General features: G+C 59.1%; 20 protein-coding genes. 9 read left to right on the forward strand and 11 right to left on the reverse strand.

Annotated features, from left to right (window positions below; all coding sequences use genetic code 11):
* Positions 1 to 10: 10 nt before the first annotated feature.
* The 6 genes from BQ5361_RS01965 to BQ5361_RS10660 form a co-directional block, all read right to left on the reverse strand.
* A complete protein-coding gene (locus BQ5361_RS01965) occupies positions 11 to 1492 on the reverse strand; it encodes a UDP-N-acetylmuramoyl-L-alanyl-D-glutamate--2,6-diaminopimelate ligase (protein ID WP_052130944.1) in 1482 nt (493 codons plus the stop codon).
* A gap of 76 nt (positions 1493 to 1568) precedes the next feature.
* Positions 1569 to 3770, reverse strand: coding sequence for a penicillin-binding protein (locus BQ5361_RS01970; RefSeq protein WP_022063462.1), 2202 nt, complete (start codon positions 3768 to 3770; stop codon positions 1569 to 1571).
* Positions 3771 to 3855: 85 nt separating this feature from the next.
* Entirely contained in the window at positions 3856 to 4278 is a 423-nt protein-coding gene (locus BQ5361_RS01975; protein WP_052130945.1) for an FtsL-like putative cell division protein, read from the reverse strand.
* 14 nt (positions 4279 to 4292) lie between these two features.
* Complete coding sequence (rsmH, locus tag BQ5361_RS01980; protein ID WP_035471614.1) at positions 4293 to 5204, reverse strand: 16S rRNA (cytosine(1402)-N(4))-methyltransferase RsmH; 912 nt, start codon at positions 5202 to 5204, stop codon at positions 4293 to 4295.
* Positions 5205 to 5855: 651 nt separating this feature from the next.
* Entirely contained in the window at positions 5856 to 8603 is a 2748-nt protein-coding gene (locus BQ5361_RS01985) for a hypothetical protein (RefSeq protein WP_071424901.1), read from the reverse strand.
* Between the two features lie 21 nt (positions 8604 to 8624).
* Positions 8625 to 8783, reverse strand: a complete 159-nt coding sequence (locus BQ5361_RS10660) for a hypothetical protein (RefSeq protein ID WP_022063458.1) — start codon at positions 8781 to 8783, stop codon at positions 8625 to 8627.
* Positions 8784 to 9281: 498 nt separating this feature from the next.
* Here BQ5361_RS10660 and BQ5361_RS01990 point away from each other — a divergent pair, with 498 nt between their 5' ends.
* The 6 genes from BQ5361_RS01990 (at position 9282) to BQ5361_RS02020 (ending at position 14124) form a co-directional block, all read left to right on the forward strand.
* The gene (locus BQ5361_RS01990) at positions 9282 to 9863 is read left to right on the forward strand and encodes an RNA polymerase sigma factor (RefSeq protein ID WP_022063457.1); all 582 of its coding nucleotides are present in this window, start codon (positions 9282 to 9284) and stop codon (positions 9861 to 9863) included.
* Positions 9850 to 10878 carry a hypothetical protein gene (locus BQ5361_RS01995; RefSeq protein WP_035471618.1) on the forward strand — a complete coding sequence of 343 codons (1029 nt, stop codon included), beginning with the start codon at positions 9850 to 9852 and terminating at the stop codon, positions 10876 to 10878. The genes BQ5361_RS01990 and BQ5361_RS01995 overlap by 14 nt, the downstream gene beginning before the upstream one ends.
* A 132-nt stretch (positions 10879 to 11010) precedes the next feature.
* Positions 11011 to 11418: a DUF5856 family protein gene (locus BQ5361_RS02000; RefSeq protein WP_022063455.1), complete on the forward strand. Its 408-nt coding sequence runs from the start codon at positions 11011 to 11013 to the stop codon at positions 11416 to 11418.
* 551 nt (positions 11419 to 11969) lie between these two features.
* Positions 11970 to 12548 (forward strand): anthranilate synthase component II, encoded by a 579-nt coding sequence (locus tag BQ5361_RS02010; protein ID WP_035471622.1) that lies wholly within the window; start codon positions 11970 to 11972, stop codon positions 12546 to 12548.
* Positions 12545 to 13531 carry an aminodeoxychorismate synthase component I gene (locus BQ5361_RS02015; RefSeq protein ID WP_035471624.1) on the forward strand — a complete coding sequence of 329 codons (987 nt, stop codon included), beginning with the start codon at positions 12545 to 12547 and terminating at the stop codon, positions 13529 to 13531. Before BQ5361_RS02010 ends, BQ5361_RS02015 begins: the two co-directional genes overlap by 4 nt.
* The gene (locus tag BQ5361_RS02020) at positions 13528 to 14124 is read left to right on the forward strand and encodes an aminotransferase class IV (protein ID WP_052130947.1); all 597 of its coding nucleotides are present in this window, start codon (positions 13528 to 13530) and stop codon (positions 14122 to 14124) included. Before BQ5361_RS02015 ends, BQ5361_RS02020 begins: the two co-directional genes overlap by 4 nt.
* 214 nt (positions 14125 to 14338) lie before the next feature.
* Here BQ5361_RS02020 and BQ5361_RS02025 read toward each other — a convergent pair whose 3' ends face one another.
* From BQ5361_RS02025 to aspS, 4 genes are all read right to left on the reverse strand, one after another.
* A complete protein-coding gene (locus BQ5361_RS02025; RefSeq protein ID WP_035471626.1) occupies positions 14339 to 14983 on the reverse strand; it encodes a class I SAM-dependent methyltransferase in 645 nt (214 codons plus the stop codon).
* A gap of 219 nt (positions 14984 to 15202) precedes the next feature.
* The gene (locus BQ5361_RS02030) at positions 15203 to 15667 is read right to left on the reverse strand and encodes a hypothetical protein (RefSeq protein ID WP_143047466.1); all 465 of its coding nucleotides are present in this window, start codon (positions 15665 to 15667) and stop codon (positions 15203 to 15205) included.
* A gap of 12 nt (positions 15668 to 15679) precedes the next feature.
* Positions 15680 to 16117: a hypothetical protein gene (locus BQ5361_RS02035; protein WP_022063449.1), complete on the reverse strand. Its 438-nt coding sequence runs from the start codon at positions 16115 to 16117 to the stop codon at positions 15680 to 15682.
* Between the two features lie 174 nt (positions 16118 to 16291).
* The gene (aspS, locus tag BQ5361_RS02040; RefSeq protein ID WP_035471631.1) at positions 16292 to 18049 is read right to left on the reverse strand and encodes an aspartate--tRNA ligase; all 1758 of its coding nucleotides are present in this window, start codon (positions 18047 to 18049) and stop codon (positions 16292 to 16294) included.
* Positions 18050 to 18175: 126 nt separating this feature from the next.
* On the opposite strand from aspS, the gene BQ5361_RS02045 reads away from it, so the two are divergent.
* The 3 genes from BQ5361_RS02045 (at position 18176) to BQ5361_RS02055 (ending at position 20415) form a co-directional block, all read left to right on the forward strand.
* On the forward strand, positions 18176 to 18625 hold the full coding sequence (locus tag BQ5361_RS02045) for a nucleoside deaminase (protein WP_022063447.1): 450 nt from the start codon (positions 18176 to 18178) through the stop codon (positions 18623 to 18625).
* A gap of 121 nt (positions 18626 to 18746) precedes the next feature.
* Positions 18747 to 19712 carry a tetratricopeptide repeat protein gene (locus tag BQ5361_RS02050; protein WP_022063446.1) on the forward strand — a complete coding sequence of 322 codons (966 nt, stop codon included), beginning with the start codon at positions 18747 to 18749 and terminating at the stop codon, positions 19710 to 19712.
* A gap of 160 nt (positions 19713 to 19872) precedes the next feature.
* On the forward strand, positions 19873 to 20415 hold the full coding sequence (locus BQ5361_RS02055) for a DJ-1 family glyoxalase III (protein WP_022063445.1): 543 nt from the start codon (positions 19873 to 19875) through the stop codon (positions 20413 to 20415).
* Between the two features lie 467 nt (positions 20416 to 20882).
* On the opposite strand, the gene BQ5361_RS02065 is transcribed toward BQ5361_RS02055, so the two are convergent.
* Entirely contained in the window at positions 20883 to 21323 is a 441-nt protein-coding gene (locus BQ5361_RS02065; protein WP_035471636.1) for a hypothetical protein, read from the reverse strand.
* Between the last annotated feature and the right edge of the window lie 11 nt (positions 21324 to 21334).

Below are 21334 nucleotides of genomic sequence, written 5' to 3' on the forward strand. Positions count from 1 at the left end.
GCGGCTGGAATTATTGTCGGGACGGCTCTCCGTCCTCTCCGGGAAGAGCCATGCCGAGCGCCTTTCTTGCCTCCTCCTTGTCGTCGAAGTGGGTGCGCGTGTCGCCGGTTATCTGGTAGGTTTCGTGTCCCTTGCCTGCTATCAGGATGTAGTCGCCCTTGCGTGCTATGGCTGCGGCGGCCCGGATAGCCTGCCTGCGGTCCGTAATGGTCAGCCACCGTCCCGTGTCGGGCAGTGTGGCGGTCATTTCGGAGAGGATGGCGTCCGGGTCTTCATGGCGCGGATTGTCGGAGGTGAAGAGCGCCAGGTCGGCTCCTTCGGCGGCTATTTGTGCCATGACGGGCCGTTTGGTGCGGTCGCGGTCGCCGCCGCAGCCGACGACCACGATGAGCCGGCCCGCACCGCTGCGGAGTTCGTTCACCGTATCCATCACGTTGCGCAGTGCGTCCGGTGTATGGGCGTAATCCACGATGGCCGTTATTCCGTCCGGAGAGTGCAGCGTATCGAAACGTCCGTTCACCGGTGTGAGCGTGCTGAGTGCCTGCAGCGTTTCGTCGCAGTCCGCGCCGAGGAGCCTTGCCGCACCGTAAACCGCGGCGAGGTTGTAGGCGTTGAACCGTCCGAGGAAGCGCGTCCATACCTGCTGTCCGTCCAATTCGAGCAGCATCCCTTCGGGCGTGTTCTCCAGTATGCGGCACCGGAAGTCCGAGAAGCTGCGCAGCGCATAGGTGTATGTTGTCGCGGCGCTATTCTGCACCATCACCGCTCCGTTGCGGTCGTCGGTGTTCACGAGTGCGAATGCCCCTTTCGGCAGATGGTCGAAAAAGCGTTTCTTGGCGCGTATGTATTCGGCGAAGGTGCCGTGGTAATCGAGGTGTTCGTGCGTGATGTTCGTGAAGATACCCCCGGCGAACGTCAGCCCGGCGATGCGTTCCTGAACGATGCTGTGGGAACTGACCTCCATGAAGCAGTAGTCGCATCCGCGTTCCGCCATCTCTGCCAGCATGGCATTGAGGCGGATGGCGTCCGGCGTGGTGTGCGTGGAGGGGAGCGTCTCGTCATCGATTCGGTAGACGACCGTGGAGATGAGCCCCGCCTTGTAACCGAGCCTGCGGAACAGGTCGTAGAGCAGGGTGGCGGTCGTGGTCTTGCCGTTGGTGCCCGTCACGCCCACGAGTTTCAGTTTGTGGCTCGGTTCGCCGTAGAATCGGGAGGCGATGGTACCGAGCGCGGCGGAGCTGTCCGCCACGACGATGTATGCCACTCCGGGAAAGGGCTCTTCCGGCAGCCGTTCGCATACCACTGCGGCGGCGCCGTTGGCCGTCGCCTGTGCCATGTAGTCGTGCCCGTCGCTTGCACTGCCCTTGACGGCGAAGAAGAGCTGGCCCGCCGTCGCATGGCGCGAGTCGAATCCGAGCGAGGTGATGTCGGTTTCCGGAGCGCCTGCCCGTTGCAGCGTTTCGATGCCCGATAGGAGTTCGGTCAATTTCATGCCTGTATCTGTTTTTATCGTCTGTTGTCCGTTGTTCGTATATGTGCCGGCTGTGTGCCGCTGTCTGCGGGGCCGGTTAGTTGCCTGCTGGCTTCAGCGTGATGGTGACCGCATCGCCTTCCCTTATCTGCGTGCCTGCGCGTATGGATTGCGCGACCACCTTTCCCTTGCCGCTGACACGCACGCGCAGTCCCCGGCTCTCCAGCAGATAGAGTGCATCCTTCAGAGCCATTCCCTGTACGGCGGGCATGACGCCTTCCTCGCATTGTACGGGCGTCACCTCCACGCGTGCGGAATCCTGCGTCGCTGTGGCCCATCCCTGCCCGCGGCGGGCGATGTCGGTCGTTATCGAAAGGCGGCCGGCCGCCGTCCTCATCTCCTGTACATCGCCTCCCTTGACCGGTGCCACGGAGGGGACGTCGCTTTCGGTCAGGGGTGCATGCCACTCGGCATCCAGGGCATATACCCGTTCGACGATGGCTTTGAATGCCGGTGCGGCGAGCGATGCGCCGTAGTAGGAGTTGCGGGCGCCTGGGCCGTGGTAGGTCTTGATGGCGACGATGCAGCTGTAACGCGGGTTGTCGGCGGGGAAATACCCCACGAAAGTGGCGAGGTAGTCGCGGCCGCCGCGTTCGTCGGCGTATCCCCTGTTCTTCATGGCTATCTGTGCCGTACCCGTCTTGCCCGCTATCTTGAAGTTCGGGTTTTTCATCATGGAGCCCGTTCCCTCCTCCACGACGCCTTCGAGAGCCTGGCGCACGAGCCGCAGCGTCTTGTCGCTGCATATTTTCCGGTTTACCGTTTCCGTTCCGAAGCGTTCCACCGCATGGCCGTTTTCCATGACTGCGGTGACCAGGCGTGGGGCGACCATGTGGCCGTCGTTGGCCACTGCATTGTAGAGCATCAGCGTGTGTATCGGTGTGACCTCCACGGCATAACCGTAAGACATCTTCATGAGCGACAGGGCATCCCATGCGGTCTCCTTTTTGCGGCGCGGGTCTTTGATGATGGGTTTGAGTCCGCCGTTGAGCTGCATGTTCACCTGCCGGTCGATACCCAGCGAATGGATGAAGTCGACGAACCGTTCCGGGGAGTCGTGGTACTCCTCGTCGATGACTTTGACGAAACCGATGTTCGAGGAGTGTTCCATGACGCCCAGCAGGTCGGTCTGGCCGACGGCGTGGGAGTCCTGGACAAGGTATTTGCGTCTGCCCACCTGATAGTAGTAGCGGCCGTTCTCGGTACAGTCCACCGGGTAGTCGAGCCCATAGCCCGCCTCGTCGATGAGTGCCATGAGCGAAACCAGCTTGAAGGTGGAACCCGGTTCGCAGCGCATCGTGACGGCGTGGTTTTCGTCGTCGCGTACGGTACTGCCGTAGCGCGTCAGGTTGGAAATAGCCCGGATTTCGCCCGTCTTCACCTCCATGATGACGGCCGTTCCGCAGGTGGCGTTCTTGTCGAGAATCTGTTTGCGCAGTTCGCTCTCCACGATGTCCTGCATGTCCACGTCGATGGTCGTCAGCAGGTCGCGTCCGTTTTTCGCCTCGATGTTCTCTTTCGAGACGACCGGCACCCAGATGTCGCGTACGAGGCGGACGCAGAGGTTCCGTCCGTTGCTGCCCGAAAGCGCGTCGTCGAACGAAGCTTCCAGTCCGAATTCGCCCGGCTTGCCGAGCGTGCGGGCCGCGAGGGTCCCGTAGGGTTTGTAGCGTTCCGCATCCTGCGTATAGATGAGTCCGCCGCCGAGCCGTCCCTTGTCGAAGATGGGGAAGGTCTTTATCCGGTCGAGCTGTATCTGGTTTACCTTGTCGCGTACCAGACGCTGGTTTTGGCTGCCAGGGCCGCCGCGCAGGGCTTTCGCACGGATTTCGCGCAGCCGCCGCAGGAAATAGTCTTTCGAATAGCCGGGAATGGTCCGGCTGAGGCTGTCGGCCAGTGCGGCGCTGAGGCGACCGAACTCCTCGTCGGACATGTCGAGTACGGTGAAGTCCAGCGACAGGTTGTAGGAGGGGGAGTCGGTGGCGAGGATACGGCCGTCGTGCGAGTAGATGTTGCCGCGCGAGGCGGGTACTTCGATGGTCTTGTAGCACTTCAGGTCGGAACGGTTGCGCAGGGGAGTGCCGTTGGGGCCGTACTGCGTGACGAGTATCATGGCGAAGATGGCGACGGCTATCACGGCGAAGACGGCGTAAAGCACCCTCACGCGAGACATGATGCTTCTCTTGATATTCTGTTGGTGCGGATTGGCCGGATTGTTTCCCTTGTTTGTCCGTGACATTGCCTTGCTCTCCTCCTTTGCCTCTTTGGTCTGGTGCTGTGTGTTGCCTGTGTGCCGGCTGCGATGCCTGTTTTCTTTCCGGTGCTTACCGGACTGTTTTGGGCGGTACCGTGGACTCTTCGAGTTTCAGTCCGCGCCGTTCTATCTCCTCCACGATACGGCTGTGACGGGAGGCGTTCATCCGCATGGAGGAGAAGACCATCGACCGCGAGCGTTCGTTGTTGAGCTCCATACGTTGCTGTATCTCGAGGCGCTGAAGCCGCTGGAAATTGAATACGTGGCCGATGTAGAGGAATACGAGCAGGATGCAGTAGAGCGCGAGCGGGTACCAACGCCTCAGGCGGCTGTCGCCCATGAAGTCGCCCGTGATGACGTCCTGTGCGGCGCGGGCGGCCCGGCTTTTGGGTCTGCGCTCCCGCTGTCCCACTGCGCCGATGGGCTTCTCGTCTCCGGTACGGGTCATCTCCTGCTCCGGATTGTATTCCGTATGGCGGTCGTTCCTCTCCATGTTATCGTGCGGGTTTATTTTTTTTTCTCCGCGGCACGCAGCCTCGCACTGCGGGACCGCGGATTCTCCTTTATCTCTTGTTCCGTCGGAACCACCGCCTTGCGGGTTACCGGCCGGAAGGGCGAAGCCGTATTGCCGAAGAAATCCTTCTCCGCTTCTCCGGAGAAAGTTCCGCTGCGCATGAAGTTTTTCACGAGCCGGTCCTCCAGCGAGTGGTACGATATGATTACGAGCCTTCCGCCGGGGCGCAGCATCTTCAGGCTCTGTTCGAGTGCCATCTCCAGCGCCCGCATCTCTCCGTTCACCTCGATGCGCAGGGCCTGGAACAGTTTCGAGAGGAATTTGGTCTCGTCCTTTTTCGGCGTGCACGGTGCGACCGCCTCGGTCAGGTCGCTGACGGTGACTATCGGTTTTGCGGTCCGGGCGCGTTCGATGCAGTTGGCTATTTTATAGGGTGTCTGCAATTCGCCCCATTTGCCCAGCAGAAGCGTGAGCCTCTCGGGGTCGTAACCGTTCACGATATCGGCGGCCGACACGCCGCCGCGGCGGTTCATGCGCATGTCCAGCGGGGCGTCGTAACGGAATGAAAATCCCCGTTCGGGAGTGTCGAAATGGTGCGACGACACGCCGAGGTCGGCGAAGACGCCGTCGAGCGCCTCTACTCCCCGCATACGCAGTTGGCCGCGCATGAAACGGAAATTGCTTTCGATGAAGGTAAACCGGTCGTCATGGATGCGTTCGGCATTGGCCTTCGCATCGGCGTCCTGGTCGAACGCATAGAGCCTGCCCCGGCTGCCGAGCTTCGCAAGTATCAGCGAGGAGTGGCCGCCGCCTCCGAACGTCAGGTCGGCGTAACTTCCCTCCGGTCTGATGTCGAGCAGCTCGATGGATTCCTCTGCAAGAACCGGTATGTGGTATTCGTTCATCGCGTTTGTTCCGTTCCTGTGCGGATTGTGTCCGGCAGGGTGTCGCAGGCACTCCTGTCGTTTTGTTTTATCGGCTTGGTTTGTCCTGTTCTTTCCGCTTGTCCGCTCCCCTCCTTTCCGGGCCGGAGCGTTTGCTTCGGCATTGGGGCGGTTGGCTTTTGGCGGCCGATTTCCGGCCTTTGTGGCGGTACCCGTATTCTGCACCGGGCGCCCCCCGCTCCCGCCGATTGCGCGGCGCTGCTGCCGTTCCGTTGCTTTTGGTCTGCCGCGGCGCTCCATCGGTCATTTTTCGTTGCCGCTAATCCGGTAATAATGTGTGCTTTACCGGTTTGTCGGTCGTTGCTCGAATGGTGGCGGGGAGATTGGCTGTAATTACAGACAAAGGTACTACTTTTTCAGGAAATGAAACATACGACGACGATAATAGCGGCGGGAAACAGAGAGAGGCGTCCGTGCAGCGGTCATTGGGAAAAGGCAGGTGAAATTTTGGCCCGGTCGGTTGTCGGACGGCGTATGGAGACTGCGGAAGATGGGTCCGGCGGCTTGTATCCTCCGTGCGGAAACGTCCGCGTGCAAGGTTTTCGGGACGGATAAAAAACGGAAGCCATCCTGCACAGAGGATGGCTTCCGGAATAGGTTGTCCGTAAAGGATTATTTCGAACGGGCGGAGATGTTCACGTCGTCGATACGGAAGTTGCTGGCAGCAGATTCGGTACCCATAAACCCAGCTTTATCCTTTGCATAGAATTTGACGGCTGCGGAGGTAACGCCTTCCGGCACGTCTATTCGGTTCTCGAAGTATGCCCATGTGCTGGCGCTGTTGAGCGAAGGAGTGATGCTCTGTGTCGTACCGTCGCTGTACACGACATCCATCACCAGATTGCCCTTGCCGTAGTTGGCACGGCCCCAGAGACCGAAGTTGATGTACAGATAGGTAGCGTTGGAAATCGTTGCTTCCGGGATTTCGATGACGAACGACGGGTCTATGTCGCCCTCAGCAAGGCCGGCTGCAGGCACTGCATTGATGAAGTAGAGGTTACCTTCACCGCTGGCCGCGTCGTAGTCTTTGCTGACACCGCTTCCGCTTATCTGCATGCCGGGATTTATACCCTCTGCGTTGTATGCCAAGTTGATGAAACTGAGCTCATAGTCGCCGATACCCCACTGTTCGGCCGTCAGTTGGTCAGTGACGTTGATAAATCGAGAATTCGTATCATTCGGATCCTGCATTTCCGGTCTCGGTCCGAAATCTACATTGTATATCTCGGTTTTCGGGTCGGCCGCAGGCTGGGTAATTTCGTAGGTAGCCAATACGGTTTCGCCGCTCTTGAGCTGGATGGTTGCCGTGCGTGCAGCACCGGTATCGTTGTCTTCCATTACCTGCATGGTGCAGATGGAGGTCATCTGGTTGCCGTACGGGTCGTTCATTCTATCGGTCTTGTCCCTGGGGTCGTCCCATCCGCTCCACTGCGGCGGGTTCACCTTCAGCCACTGTTCCGTACCTTCCGGTATGACCAGTTCCCACGGGCCGCTTACGGCGAAGCTGAACTTGGGCAGGGTCGTCTGGTCGATGGTGCCGTATGCGTCTCCCAGCTCTTCGACTGCCGATACTTCGATGGTGGCTTTGCCCTCTACCTGTTCCGGCGTGGAGAACAGCAGTTCGGCGGGTTCGGCGGCTACCTTTGTACCTGCAGTATTTTCGGTTTCGCCGTTGGCGATGGAAACTTTCAGGTTATCGATGTAGAAGATGTGCCGCGGAGCGTCGTAATTTGCTACGTCGCCGCCGAAGACAAGTTTCGTGTCGGCATCTACGTCCTCAATGAGGAGGGTGTATTCATACCAGGTGAACGGGTCGGTATTATTGGCTCCCAGTTCGACCTCTTTGAGTGTCGTGCCGTTCTTGGTCGCTTTGAATGCTACCAGACCGTCCCACGATTCGTATTCGCCGGCTCCGGTACCGTATTTGGTGAAGTAGGGAGCCGCGCGGAAAGTCACGACGACGTCACCCGTATAGGTAAAGAGCGGGCTCATCGGAATGATGAGGTTGCTGTTGCCGTTGTCGGGGCTACCTATTTGCAGCATACCGTTGTAACTGTTGAGTGCATTCAGGTTGTAACCGTCGTAAAGGTATCCGCGGCTTGCGAGGGTTTCACCTGCGTTGTAGTAGTTGTACGTCGAATAGAGCGGGTTGGTATAGGGGTCGGTCCATCCGTATTTGTCGTATTGGTCGCTCCAGGATTCGGATATCCATGCGAAATCGTCTTTAAGAATGACATCGCCTGCCTGCCATTCGGTTTTGGGTGCTGCCTGACCGAGCTCGGAGGCTTCGATGTCCTTCACGCTGATGTAGGCGATGGAGTTGGAAGTGAAGTCTGCGGTACCGGCAGGTATCGTCAGGGTCCTCGTTGCGGACGTGACGGCCGGAGCGGTCGGTTCCTCGGTGGTGTCGTCTGCGGTCGTCGCAGCGTCGGGCTTACCGTAAACGGTAATCGTCAGCTCCGTACCGGCACCCGTGAACGGCATCACCATGACGGGAATCCACTGGGTGGTGGGCGTCAGCGCGAGGGTGTTGGAGAGCGTCAGACGAACATCTTCCGAACCGGCGACAAGCACATCATCCTTCATGTCGTTGATGAACGAGCCGCCCTGCGATGCCAGCAGTGCCGAACCTTTCGTGCCGGGTTCCGGACGTGCGAATACGTTGGCCGTAACGGCGCCTTCCGGATAGGAGAGCGTCTGGCCGGCAGCCTTTACGACAACGGAGTCGATTTTGGCCGAGCCCTTGAGCCCCAGCATCAGGGTGGTAAAGGCGTTCGAGAACTGCAGCTCGACGGTATTGTCGGTGCTGGTCGCCGTAGCGTGGGCGGTCAGGAACATGATGTCCGCAGCCGTGTTGTAAAGGATATCGTACGACTGGTTCCGTTTGACAGGGTCTGTAATAGCTTTAAAATCGGTAAACCACGAACTTCCCATTGGCGGCGTGTTCTGGGTCAGCGCGTAGATGTCGGCCGTTACGTCGGTCGGAATCTGGAATCCGTTATAGCCTGCGTACAGGAAGTCGGTGGTCGTCGAAGGCGTTTCGGTCGTGGCAGTGAATGTGTCGAACAACTCGTATTCCATAGGGTATTGTCCGCTTGTCTGATTTTTCAGTAGGTTACCCTCGCTGTCGTAAGCCCCGACGACGATTTGGTCGTCCGATGTCCACAAGAGCGGTACGTTCGTGTCGCCTGCGGTATAGTCACCTATTTCGACGCGCGTTGCGTTGCTGTCGTCCAGGGTACCCAGAATGGTGATGGACTTGCCTTGGCCTTCGGTGCCCTGTTTGTCTTCGACAGCCTCTTTGGTACAGCCCGCCAGTGCAAGCGCACACAGCGATGCGAAAAGTATAATCTTTTTCATAAGTTAAGTAATTTTAGAGGTTTATTCGGCTTCCCAGGAACCGATTACGGTAAAGTCTATGGCTGTCTGGTCCTGTTCGCCCGTGAACGACACGGCAATGCCCGATTCGACTGCGAAACTGGTAGTCTCGACCGAAGGGCTTACGTAAGGGAATTTCCCTTCTTGATTTTCTCTCTTCATGTTGGTTAATATTACGGTTAATTATTAAGTGTAAAAAGCGATTGCTGTATGTTCGTGCAGTCCGTCGTGCTATCTTCCGTCTCCGGACAGGATGTGTGTTATGCCGTATATGCCCCCGTAAGCGGGCCCTGAGCGGTTTTCGGCTATTTAAACGGTAGATAGTTATAAGCAAATATAACTATATTTTTTTATTTGCAAAAACATATATGAAAAAATAAAAGGATGTGCGACCAGAGGGGCGTTTAAGGGTATTTCCCCGGATTGTTGCCGTATGGGGAAGCGGCTGCCGGCATTTTGCGTTTCGTGAATATTTATGTACCTCCGATTCGGTGCAGCTTCCCCGGCCGCAGACGGGGGGTCGATACGGTGTTCGCCGTAAAGCCGTATATTTGTCTCCACCGAACCGCATCTGCGGACGCGGGGCGGCAGTCGTCCGACGACCGCTTTCGGTGTTCGTCGGATATAATTATATTTGTAGCACGTCCGTCGTGTGGCGGTATGGGTATGGAACAGGAGTGCGATAAGGAGACGATAGAGGATGAGCGGCTTCTCGCCCTGCATGTGCAGGACGGGACGAACCGCTGGTTGGGGCAGCTTTACAGCCGTTACCTGCCTTTGGTGTACGGTGTCTGTCTCAAATATCTGCGCAATCCGGACGATGCGGGGGATGCCGTCATGGATATTTTCGAGGAGCTGACCGTCAAGGTCGGCCGTTACGAAGTGGAGCGGTTCCGCCCGTGGCTCTATACGCTGGCCAAGAACCACTGCCTGCAGCGGCTGCGCCGCAAACGGCTGGAGATACCGGCGGATGATGCGGGACGGATTATGGAATATGCTCCGCTCGTGCATCTATTGGACGGGGAGGGTGATGAAGCGCGGTTCGCGGCACTGGAACGCTGTCTGGAGCGGTTGCCGGAGAAGCAGCGGGAGTGTATCGACAGGTTTTTCTATGGCGGCAAGTCCTATGCGGACATCTCTGCCGAGACCTGTTGGCCGGTCAAGAGCATCAAGAGTTTTCTCCAGAACGGTAAGCGCAACCTGAAACTTTGCATGGAAAAGGAGGCCGATGAAACTGACTGATTACATATTCGGCAGCCGCCGCGGGCGGGAGGCCAACCGTCTCGAACGGGAGGCGATGGCCGACCCGTTTCTGGCGGACGCCGTCGAGGGATACGATTCGGTATACGGCGGGCATTCCGACAAGTTGGCCGAATTGGAGCAGGAGGTGGCCCGCAGGGCCGTCCGGCCGCGCCGCAGGGCAGGTCGTCGGCGCATCGTACCGTTGATTCGGGGTGCCGTGGCGGTTGCTGCGGTCGTCGCCGTGGCGGTAGTATGGTATCTCCGGCGGCCGTCGTCCGAGGTTCCTTCGGAGGAGATTGCCCAAGCCGTCCGCTCTTTCGGACTTCCGGCGGAGAACCTTACGGAACCCGCCGGGGACTTTGCGGTGCCTGCGGAAGGTTTTGCGGAACCGTCGGAGGGATTTTGGGTGGAACCGGCAGACGGGCAGGCAGAGCCGGCGGCGGACTTTGCGGCAGCGGATGAAGAGGCTGCGCCGGCTGTTGCGGAGACGATGCGGCAGGCAGCACAGCCCGTTGCGTCCCGGGCGGCCGTGGAGACCGACCGCGTGGAGGTATCGGTGCAGGAGGAGGTCGGTGCGGCGAATCGGGCTGCGGTGTTACGGCCGAACGGTGCCGACCGTTCGGCCGCGACGGCGAATCTTCCCGCCGGTATGGATGCAGGGGCGCGGAGTGCGTCGGTGCTGCGGAACGGTACGGAACCTGCGGCATGGGACGGTGACGGGGAAGCGGATACCGCAGCCTTTTCGGAGACGCGGCGGGATACGGTGTCCAATCCGGCGTTTGCGGAGTATTTCTATAAATATCGTCGGAGGGTGACGTTGGCAGACGGTACGCCGGCTCGCGGCAGGGTGGTGGCCGAGTTTCGTGTGAACGATGCGGGGGTGCCTTCCGGCATCAGGATAGTGGCCGGCCTCTCGCCGGAAATCAACCGGGAAGTAATCGAACTGCTGCTGGAGGGGCCGCGCTGGGAACCGACTTCCGGCGAACGTATCCGGACGGTACTCCTTTACGAGTAGGCAGGAACCGTTCGGCAAACCGCTGTCGATTGTTACCGTCCCCATTCGGATGTTTGGCATAGTTATGGCAGTATGAAAAGTATGCCGCGCCCGGCGCGGTGCAAATAAAGACAACTTTTAATACGAATGGTTATGGCAACAGCAATCAAGACAAAAGAACAGAAACAGACGCGGACCGGTACGGATTACGGTCGCTTTTTCGGGGAGATGTACGCTTTCAACAACAGTCTGAAGCTTTTTCACTGGCATGTGAGCGGCCCCGGCAGCTATGCACAGCATATGGCGCTGGACGAGGCGCTGACGACGCTCGCCGATGCGATGGACCGTATCGTGGAGACCACCTACGCCATGAAGGGCGACATCGAGGTTGTCATTCCGCAGACCAATACCCCCCGCAATATCGAGACGCATTGCGAGAAGTTCTTCAAATACATCGACGAACAGCGTGAGATGTTCGAGGAGGATTTTTCAACGGCCATTCTCGACGACTATCAGGAAGCTATCCAGCAACTTCTTTACAGGCTGAAGAGGCTGCAGTAAAGGCCGCTCCCCTGAGCCGGCGGGGTGCCATAACGGCACCCCGCTGCGCTCGTTCCGGTCTCGGCGCCCGGACGTTTACTGTGGTAAAGTCCTGCACCCTGACTGCCGGGCTCCGGTATGCAGCCGGTTTCTCGTATATGTAAAAGGCTGTGTCGCGCTGAACGGTATTCGTTCAGGCCGGCACGGCTTTGTTGCGTTTTGCGGTTCCGCATCGGGTGCAGGCTGCGGATGTCGGCTGCGGAACGGTGTCGTGTGCCGGACGCTATTGCGTGGTATCCGGCGGACGGCGGAACCGGGAAAGGGTCTTGCGGGTGCGGCCGGCTTTCGGCAGAATCCTTTGTAGCGGTGCGGCCGGTCTCCGGTACGTCCGAAGGCCGGAGCATTGCCGTCCGGTCGCACAAGCGGCGGTTCGGTACGGCGGCGGTCGGGAGGCGTACGGACTTTCGGGTCGGGAGGACGCGGCGCGAATGGGCGGTATTTTCCGGCCTGGCGGTGCGGGTACACGTCTTTTTGTATTAACTTCGCAGGGCTGCAACAGCGGGAGTATCGGTATGGAGATATTGCTTGTAGACAATTACGACTCGTTCACCTTCAATCTGGTGCACATGCTCCGTGAGCTGTGCGGCTCTGCCGGGAACGTGCATGTGGTGAAGAACGACCGGCTGGGGGAGACGGACCCCGCCGCATACGACCGGATAATCGTGTCGCCCGGTCCGGGGACTCCTTCCGAGGCGGGGGAGCTGCTTTCCTTTATCGAACGGTGTGCACCGGTGCGCCCCTTGCTGGGGGTGTGTCTCGGTCATCACGCCATCGCGCAGGTTTTCGGCGCGTCGCTCCGGAATACGCCACAGGTCTGGCACGGCATCTGTTCGTCGGTGGAGCTCCTTGCCCGTCCCCGTATTTTCCGCGGCCTGCCCGACCGGATAGCGGTCGGACGGTATCATTCGTGGATAGTGGACGGGGATGGGATTCCCGATTGTCTCGAAGTGACGGCCCGCGACGGAGAGGGTACCGTGATGGCGCTCTCCCATCGGGTGTACGACGTGCACGGCGTGCAGTTCCATCCGGAATCCGTCATGACGCCCTGCGGGGGCGCCATACTCGCTAATTTTCTTAAAGACTGCGTATGACGTGTTTCTTCGATGCCGGGCGTGTCCGGGAGCTGATGAACCGCTGCGGTGCCCGGCGCCGGCCGTTCCTCTTTGCCGTGAATTTCGAGATGACGGAGGGTCTCTTTGCCGAGAATCCGCTGGCTTGCAGCTCGGTCGGCTTCTCGGTGAACGGGGTCGGCAACAGAGAGGGCATGGCCGGGAAGAGCGGGAGCGGTGCGGCGCTGCTGGAGGCGCGGCCGATGGAGTTCGCCGAATATGCCCGCCGTTTCGGAACGGTGCGCCGCGGTCTGCTGCGCGGCGATTCGTTTCTGGCCAATCTGACGGTACGTACTCCGGTCGTTTCGGGGCTGTCGCTGGAGGAGATTTTCATGCGGGCCGAGGCGCCCTACCTGCTCTATGTGCCGGGACGGTTCGTCTGTTTTTCGCCGGAACGTTTCGTGCGTATCGCCGGCGGTCGTATCGCTACCAATCCGATGAAAGGCACCATCAATGCTTCCGTGCCCGATGCCCGGCAGACGATACTGAACGACCCGAAGGAGACCGCCGAACACAATACCGTCGTGGATTTGCTGCGGAACGACCTGAGCATCCATGCCGACCGGGTACATGTGGAGCGGTTCCGCTACATCGACCGTATCGCCACACGCCGCGGTGACATCCTGCAGGTGAGTTCCGAGATAGCCGGCCGCCTGCCGGCCGGGTACGAGGCGCGGATGGGCGACATCCTTTTCGATATGCTTCCCGCAGGTTCGGTATCGGGGGCCCCGAAATCCTCCACGCTCCGCATCATCCGGGAGGCCGAAGGGGAACCGCGCGGATATTATACCGGCGTGTTCGGCTATTTCGACGGGCAGACGCTCGACAGTGCCGTGTTGATACGCTTTATCGAAGAGGAACAGGGCCGGATGTATTTCCGCAGCGGCGGAGGTATTACGGCTTACAGCGACTGCCGGTCGGAATACGAAGAGGTGATAGAGAAAGTTTATCTGCCGTTCGTATGAAGGGGCCGTTGTTTACCGAAGTCATCCGGGTACAGGACGGAGAGTTCTGCCGGCCGGAGCCGCATGTGGCGCGGATGACTGCCACCATGGAGCATTTCTTCGGAAGCGGGGCGGGAGCGTGTCTTCCGGCCGAGGTGCCCGAGGGGATGCGCGAGGGGCTCGTGAAGTGCCGCGTGGTGTACGACGAGTCCGTGCGCCGGGTGGAGTTCGCCCCCTATCGTCTCCGCCGTATCGCCAGTGTGGCGTTGGTTCGTGCCGACGGACTCGATTACCGGTATAAGTACGCCGACCGGAGTACGCTGGAGGAGCTGCGTCGGGGAAGCGGGTGCGACGAGGTCGTCCTGTTGCAGGAGGGCTTTCTGACCGATTCCTCGTTTTCCAACATCGTGCTGGGCGATGCGTCGGGTCTTTATACCCCCGACCGGCCGCTGCTCGCCGGGACGCGCCGGGCGGAACTGCTCCGGACCGGACGCGTGACTGCCCGGCCCATCCGGGCGGAGGAGCTGGAGCACTATGCGTATCTCTGGTTCGTGAATGCCATGGTGGGGCTTGAGGATGACCTCTGCTTTTCGGTGAAAAACATTCGGATATAGAAAGTATTCCCTGGGAGATGCGGACGGCCTCTCCGTTGGGTTTTCTTGCCGTCCCTCCGTCTTTGCCGGGGTGGATTGCGGCTGCATGTAGCGGGATGAATGATGCGGCAGTACGACGTCGTACCGTTCGTTCTGCCGGCTTCCGTATGGTACGGAGGGTCCCGTCGGACGGCACTTCCTCGGTCGATGGACGCGTGCGGGTATTTTCGACCTTTTATTCCTCCGCAGTCCGTCTGCCGTCGGGAGTGCATGCCGTTACGCAACAGTTCTCCTTGCCGCGCCGGTAGACGGCGATATCCGTAAATCCACTGTCGGCCAGTGCGGCGCTCAGCTCTTCCGGAGAGAAGACCTGCATCCCCTCGATACGGCTCGTCCATGTGTCGTTGCCGGGGTTGCTCATCTCGCAGCAGACCAGAAATACTCCGCCCGGTTTCAGGACGCGTGCCACCTCGGCGAAAGCCCGGTGCAGGTCGCCCCAGAAATAGACCGTTTCAAATGCGGTCACGGCATTGAATGCCCGGTCGCCGTAAGGCAGGTCGTCGGCCGTGGCCTGTTCCACGCTGCACCGGTCGGCATATCGCGCGGTTTTCCGTCGGGAGAATTCCACGCTTTCGGGCGATGCGTCCACGCCGCATACCATTCCGTCCGGGCAGCGTTCCAACAGACGGAGCAGCGTGGCTCCGCCTCCGCAGCCGATGTCGAGAACACACCATTGCGGTTGCCATTCGATGTGTGCCGCTCCCCAGCGGGTGAGCGGCGCATGACCGTTGTTCATGCCGCGCAGCATCATTCTGCCCAAGAAACCGTCCGGCCTGCGGGTATGCTGCAGCAGCGAATTGATGAAGTTCCTTTTTTTCATGATTCCGTCCACTCCTTCGGCGAATATCCTGTACGGAAAGAGTGCGCAACCGTAAAATTACGGATGTTTCCGTTGTGATGTGCTTGTCGTTTGCGCATTTACCTACAAATGGGGAGCGATGCGGGAACCGGATGCCTGCCGCTGGGGATGACGTCCGTTTCCGCTCTGCCGCATCGCGCAGCACCGGAGGGCTGCCGGCCTTTGCAGAAGAGATGTGTGTTATTCGAGGTCGTCTGCGGTGACGGTAAACGTCCATTCGGCCCTCTCTTCATCGGTGCGGTCGAATGTCCATGCCCCCCGGTCGTAGAATTGCTTCCCCGGTTTGTCGCGCTCCTCCAGCGTCCATATCCTTGCAGGAACCGAGCCGCCGTCGGTGTAGATTGACAACGGATGCGACTGGGGACGGTAGTCGAAGACTTCGTAAAAACTCGTCTGTATGTCGGAGCCTCGGACGGTAGTACGCATGATTTCGGCACTTTGCCCCGCCTGAAGGGAGTGGAGACCGAAATCGGCGAATTCGAACCACAGTTCCCGGCCGCTGGCGTTACGCAGCAGCCAGGTGACATCGCAGCTCTCCGGGTCGGTATCTTGTTTCTGGAAGAGCCGGTCGAGCGGGTTGCAGGCTGTCGGCAGTATGAGCAGCAGCACGACGGCGCAGGTCATGGCAGTGAGTTTTCGTGGCATGGCGGCAGGAATTTATTCGTTGGCGATATCTTCGGGCGTTACCCGGAATACGTAGTCGCAGTCGTGGCTGGCGCGGTTTTCGTCCGGCCATTGCGAACTGTCGAAGAACTGTCGGTCGGAAGTGAAATCGTAGTCCTTGTTCCACTTCCGGAGGGTGGGGCCGTCCGGAGCGGCCGAAACCGAGAGCGTGCGGTATTCGGGGTGCAGTTCGAAAAGCAGCCCGGGATTGGGTTTCGTGTCCGGCGGAAGGACGGTCGTCCCCAGAAGCCGGTACTCGCCCGGTTCCACGGTGAACGGCGTATTGTCGTTAAAGGTGAAATAAAGGACGGAGTCCGTCGCATTCAGGAGCATCCAGCGCAGGAAGTAGTCCTCCTCTTCCGGTTGGCAGCCTGTCGAGGTACAGAGCAACAGTACTGCGGTGCAGAGAGCGTGGAGAAAGGTGCGTTTCATGGTCGGTAGTTTTTCAGGTTCATGCAACGTATTTGAAAGATAGATGCTTTTTCTGTCCGTTTTGTTGCATGCCCTTCTATTTTTTGTCGGAAACCGTCGGTTGCCGGCATGAAAAACGGGCGGGACGCTGACCGGCGTCCCGCCCGTTCGGTATCTCTTTCGCTTTCCTCTTGATTATTGTTCGGGAACGGCGACCCGGAGCGCCAGCTCGTCCAACTGGGTATCGGCTATCGGGGCCGGAGCATCTACCATGACGTCGCGGCCGGCATTGTTTTTCGGAAAGGCGATGAAGTCCCTGATGGAATCGGCTCCGCCGAAGAGCGAACAGAAACGGTCAAACCCGAAAGCGATGCCCCCGTGGGGCGGTGCGCCGTATTTGAAAGCGTTCATCAGGAATCCGAACTGCTTTTCGGCGTCCTCGTGCGAGAAGCCCAGCGTCTCGAACAGCCGGCTTTGCAGCCCGCTGTCGAAAATACGTATCGAGCCGCCGCCCACCTCGGTACCGTTCACCACGAAGTCGTAGGCGTTGGCGCGTATCTTCGCCGGGTCGGTGTCGAAGAGCGGGATGTCCTCCGGTTTGGGCGAGGTGAAGGGGTGGTGCATCGCGTAGAAGCGTTTCGTCTCCTCGTCCCACTCCAGCAGCGGGAAATCGACTACCCACAACGGGGCGAACTTGCCCGGGTCGCGCAGGCCCAGCCGGTCGCCCATCTCCAGACGCAGCACGTTGAGGGCCGCGAGGGTCTTCATGCGGTTGCCCGCCAGCAGCAGGAGCAGGTCACCGGCCGCAGCGCCGCAGGCAGCCGCCCATGCGAGCAGCTCCTCTGCCGGGAAGAATTTGTCGATGCTGGATTTGACCGAGCCGTCCTCCGCGAGGCGTATCCACACGAGTCCTTTGGCCCCTACCTGCGGTCGTTTGACGAATTCCGTGAGTTCGTCAATCTGTTTGCGGGTATAGCCTGCGCATCCCGTCGCGACGATGCCGCCGACGTATTCCGCCGAATCGAAGACTGCGAATCCCCGGCCGCGGGCCCGGTCGCTGAGGTCGTTTATTTCCATGCCGAAACGGATATCCGGCTTGTCCGAGCCGTAACGGGCCATCGCCTCGCTCCACGGCATGCGCGGGAAGGCACTGCCGAACTCGATGCCGAGCGTCTCGCGGAACAGGTACTTGGCGAACCGTTCGAAGATTTCGAGCACGTCCTCCTGTTCGACGAACGACATCTCGCAGTCTATCTGGGTGAATTCCGGCTGGCGGTCGGCCCGCAGGTCCTCGTCGCGGAAGCAGCGTACGATTTGGAAATAGCGGTCGTAGCCGGAGACCATCAGCAATTGCTTGAAAGTTTGCGGCGACTGCGGCAGGGCGTAGAATTCGCCGGGATTCATGCGCGAGGGGACCACGAAGTCGCGGGCCCCTTCCGGCGTGGAGCGGATGAGGAACGGCGTCTCTATTTCGAGGAAGCCTTCTCCGTCGAGAAAACGGCGGGCGCTCTGGGCCATGCGGTGGCGCAACAGGATGTTGCGCTGCAGGGGTGGCCGGCGCAGGTCGAGATAACGGTATTTCATGCGGAGGTCGTCGCCGCCGTCGCTGTGCTCCTCGATGGTGAAGGGGGGTACCTCGGACCGGTTGAGGACGGTGAGCGCCGAGACGGCCACTTCGATGTCGCCCGTCGGTATCTTGGGATTTTTCGAGGAGCGTTCACGTACCGTGCCCGTCGCCTGTATGACATATTCACGCCCCAGCCCGGCCGTAGCTGCACGTACCTCGGCCGGCGTGTTTTCGTCCACGACGAGTTGCGTAATGCCGTAACGGTCGCGCAGGTCGATGAAGGTCATTGCGCCGAGGTTTCTCACTTTCTGTACCCATCCGGCGAGTGTCGTGCCCGTGCCGGTATTGTCGATGCGGAGTTCTCCGCACGTATGCGTCCTGTACATATTATGGAATTTTTAGTGGCCCTGCATCATCAGTATAAAACGCCGGATTGCGTTTTGCTGCGTGCGGCTGTTGCGCCGCACGACCGTTTATACTACATTTGCGGGGTTTCAAAAGTACGAAATTTCATGGAGAAGGGACGGCAGGAGGATGAATTTTTTATGCGTGCGGCAATTTCCGAGGCGCGTAAAGCGTTAAGTGAGGAAGAGGTGCCTATCGGCGCCGTGGTCGTGGCATCGGGCCGGATAGTGGGCCGGGGGCATAACCTCGTCGAAACGCTCCGTGACTCTACGGCGCATGCCGAGATGCAGGCCCTGACGGCAGCCATGCATGCCGCAGGGGGGAAATACCTGAACGAATGTACGCTTTATGTGACCGTTGAACCCTGCGTGATGTGTGCGGGAGCTGCTGCTTGGGCGCAGGTGGGGCGTATCGTATACGGGACTTCCGATGCGAAAAGGGGATATTCCGCGGCGGGCGGCAAGCTGCTTCATCCGAAGACGCAAGTGACGGCAGGGGTACTCGCCGGGGAGTGTGCCGCGTTGATGGAGGATTTTTTCAAAAAACTGCGCAGGTGATATTTGGCGTGATTGCCTATTTTGATAATTTTGCATGCCATGCAGCCGGGAGACGGTTGCCGGACTTTGGTCGGAATGACGGCGGAACACACACAACACACATAATAAAACTGACGAAAAGATGAAAAAAATCAAGTTTTTGCTGGCCGCAGCGGCGATATTTGCCGCGACAGGACTGTCGGCTCAGACGGTCAGCGAGGTGAACACCAAATTCAATGAAGCGGCCGCACTCATACAGGCGAAGGACTTCGGAGCGGCTATTCCCGTTCTGGAACAGACCATTGAAATGGGACTGAATGCCGGTGCCGACGCTTCGGCTACGGTACAGCAGGCACAGAAACTGCTTCCTACCTGTTATTTCCAGTACGGCCTGTCGCTCTGCAAGGAGAGCCGTTTCGACGAGGCACTTACGGTACTCGATTCGGCAATGCAGTATGCGGAGCTTTTTCAGGATGTGAAGGTGCTCGGCAATTCCCGTAAACTCATCTCCCAGACTTATACCGTGATGGGGGCGGATGCTTTCAACAACCAGCAGTGGGACAAAGCTATCGAGATATTCTCCAAAGGGTATGAGGCCAACCCCACCGATACTGACCTTGCCCTCTTCCTGGCCGAGAGCTATGCGGCTTCGGGCGACTACGAGAACGGTATGAAGATTTACAAGGACATTGTGGAACTCGAATCGCGTCACAGCCGTTACAAGGAACCGGCCGATGCCGCACGGGAGAAGATGGCCTATTATCAGATGCTGCGTGCCGCAGAGGCCGACGAGGCGGGCAATGCGGACGAAGTGTATGAGATACTCGGCGAAGTGCTCGCCATAGACCCTACGAACCCCGCTGCCAGCCTGATGCGCATTCAGGTTGCGACCAACAATCAGGATTGGGCGCATGTGATAGAGTGGGGCGAGGCCGCTGCGGCTGCGCAGACCGACCCTGCAGACATGTCCGACATCTACTTCATGCTCGGGGCGGCCTATCAGAACAGCGAAAACAAGGATGCGGCCGTTGCTACCTATCGTAAGGTGACCGAGGGCAGCCATGTGGCTGATGCGAAGGCACAGATAGAGATACTCACGAAAGCATAGAGGGCGCATTACGCATAAACGTTACGGGAGCGGACGGAATGAATTCCGTCCGCTCTTTCGTTGTTTCGGTTTGCCGGGACCGGTGAATTTGTGCCGTGTAGATTGGAAAAGACGGCGATTATTCTATCTTTGCAGAAAACACGTTAAAACCAGATGAAGTATGAAGACGATATTCTTGTTTTTGATTACCGGGTTTGAAGAGATAGAGGCGCTGGCTACGGTCGATGTGCTCCGCAGGGCGGGGCTGCCTGTCCGCACGGTGTCGCTGACCGATGAACGGACCGTAACGGGCAGTCACGGCATTCCCGTCGTAGCCGACGGACTTTTTGAGGAGACCGATTTCGGCTTGGCGGAGATGTTGGTTATCCCCGGCGGAACTCCCGCTTTCGACAGCCATGAGGGGTTGAAACGGGAGGTGCAGGCTTTCTACGACAAGGGGGGCCGGGTGGCTGCGATATGCGCGTCGCCCATGGTGCTGGGCGGACTCGGCATCCTGCGGGGACGGCGGGCTACCTGCTATCCCGGTTTCGAGAAGTATCTGTCCGGAGCGATATTGGCTACGGATAAAGCGGCCGTTGTAGACGGCAATGTGATAACCGGACGCGGCCCCGGTCTGACGCTCGATTTTGCGCTGACACTCGTCGAGGTGCTGGCCGGTGAGGCGAAACGACACGAGGTGGCCTCCCAACTGCTGGTGGGGTGACGGCGCGGCGACCGGTGCTGGAACGATGTCTATTATATAGAACTTTGTGCAGTTTCGACAGACGAAGATGGTGACGTTGTAGACGTTGAATCGATTGCAAAAACTGAATATTACTATATTTAGTAAAGGCCGTTTCAGGATTGATGATTGACCGTAACCGCCGCATTGCGGCGGTTACGGTTGTCTGACAGTATGTATTTGTAATATAATAATGTAAAAACGAATAACCGATGACCGGGGAGAAGAAAGCTGGCTGGGGCGGAGCCCGTCCAGAGGCTGGCCGTAAACCAATATGCGGAGAACGGGGCGCATACATCACGATGTGCGCCCCGCAACAGACGATATCCGAGCTAAGAATGTTTCTTCTGCATCAAAATATGCCGTATGCTATATTTCTCATAGAAGCTCTCCAGCTGATGAAGGAGCGTTACGGCGACGCGTCGCCGGAGCAATAACGGCGCGTGTTCTTACCGTTTTTTCGCGGCGTCCGCGTCGGTGAACGCGAAGTCGAACGACATGCGGAACTCGCGGATACCGTCGTCCCGCCGGGCCCGGACGCACCGGGAGCGCGTCAGGGGCGAGAATCCCGGCCCGGAGAGGCCCTGTAACGCCTGATACACCGCCTGGAGCAGGTCGAACATGGCGAACTCCGCCTGTGAGGCGGGGGCCTGGAAAGAGCCGTTGAAAACGCGGTTATCGGCCACGCGGACGGTGAGCGACGCCTCTCCCTGCTGGAAGCCCCGACCGCTGTCTGAATAGCGTACTTCCTCCGCGTCGAGCAGGACGCAGGGAAAGCGCACGGGCGGCTGGTTGAAAAAATCGAGCTGTCCCCAGTCCTCGGCCGTATAGCGCAGGTCGGGGACGGTTTTCAAGGCCTCTTTTACGGCCGTTAAAGTGTCTTTAATCATACTTGAAAAAG

Origin of the sequence: Tidjanibacter massiliensis, assembly GCF_900104605.1 — a bacterium.
Classification (GTDB): domain Bacteria; phylum Bacteroidota; class Bacteroidia; order Bacteroidales; family Rikenellaceae; genus Tidjanibacter; species Tidjanibacter inops.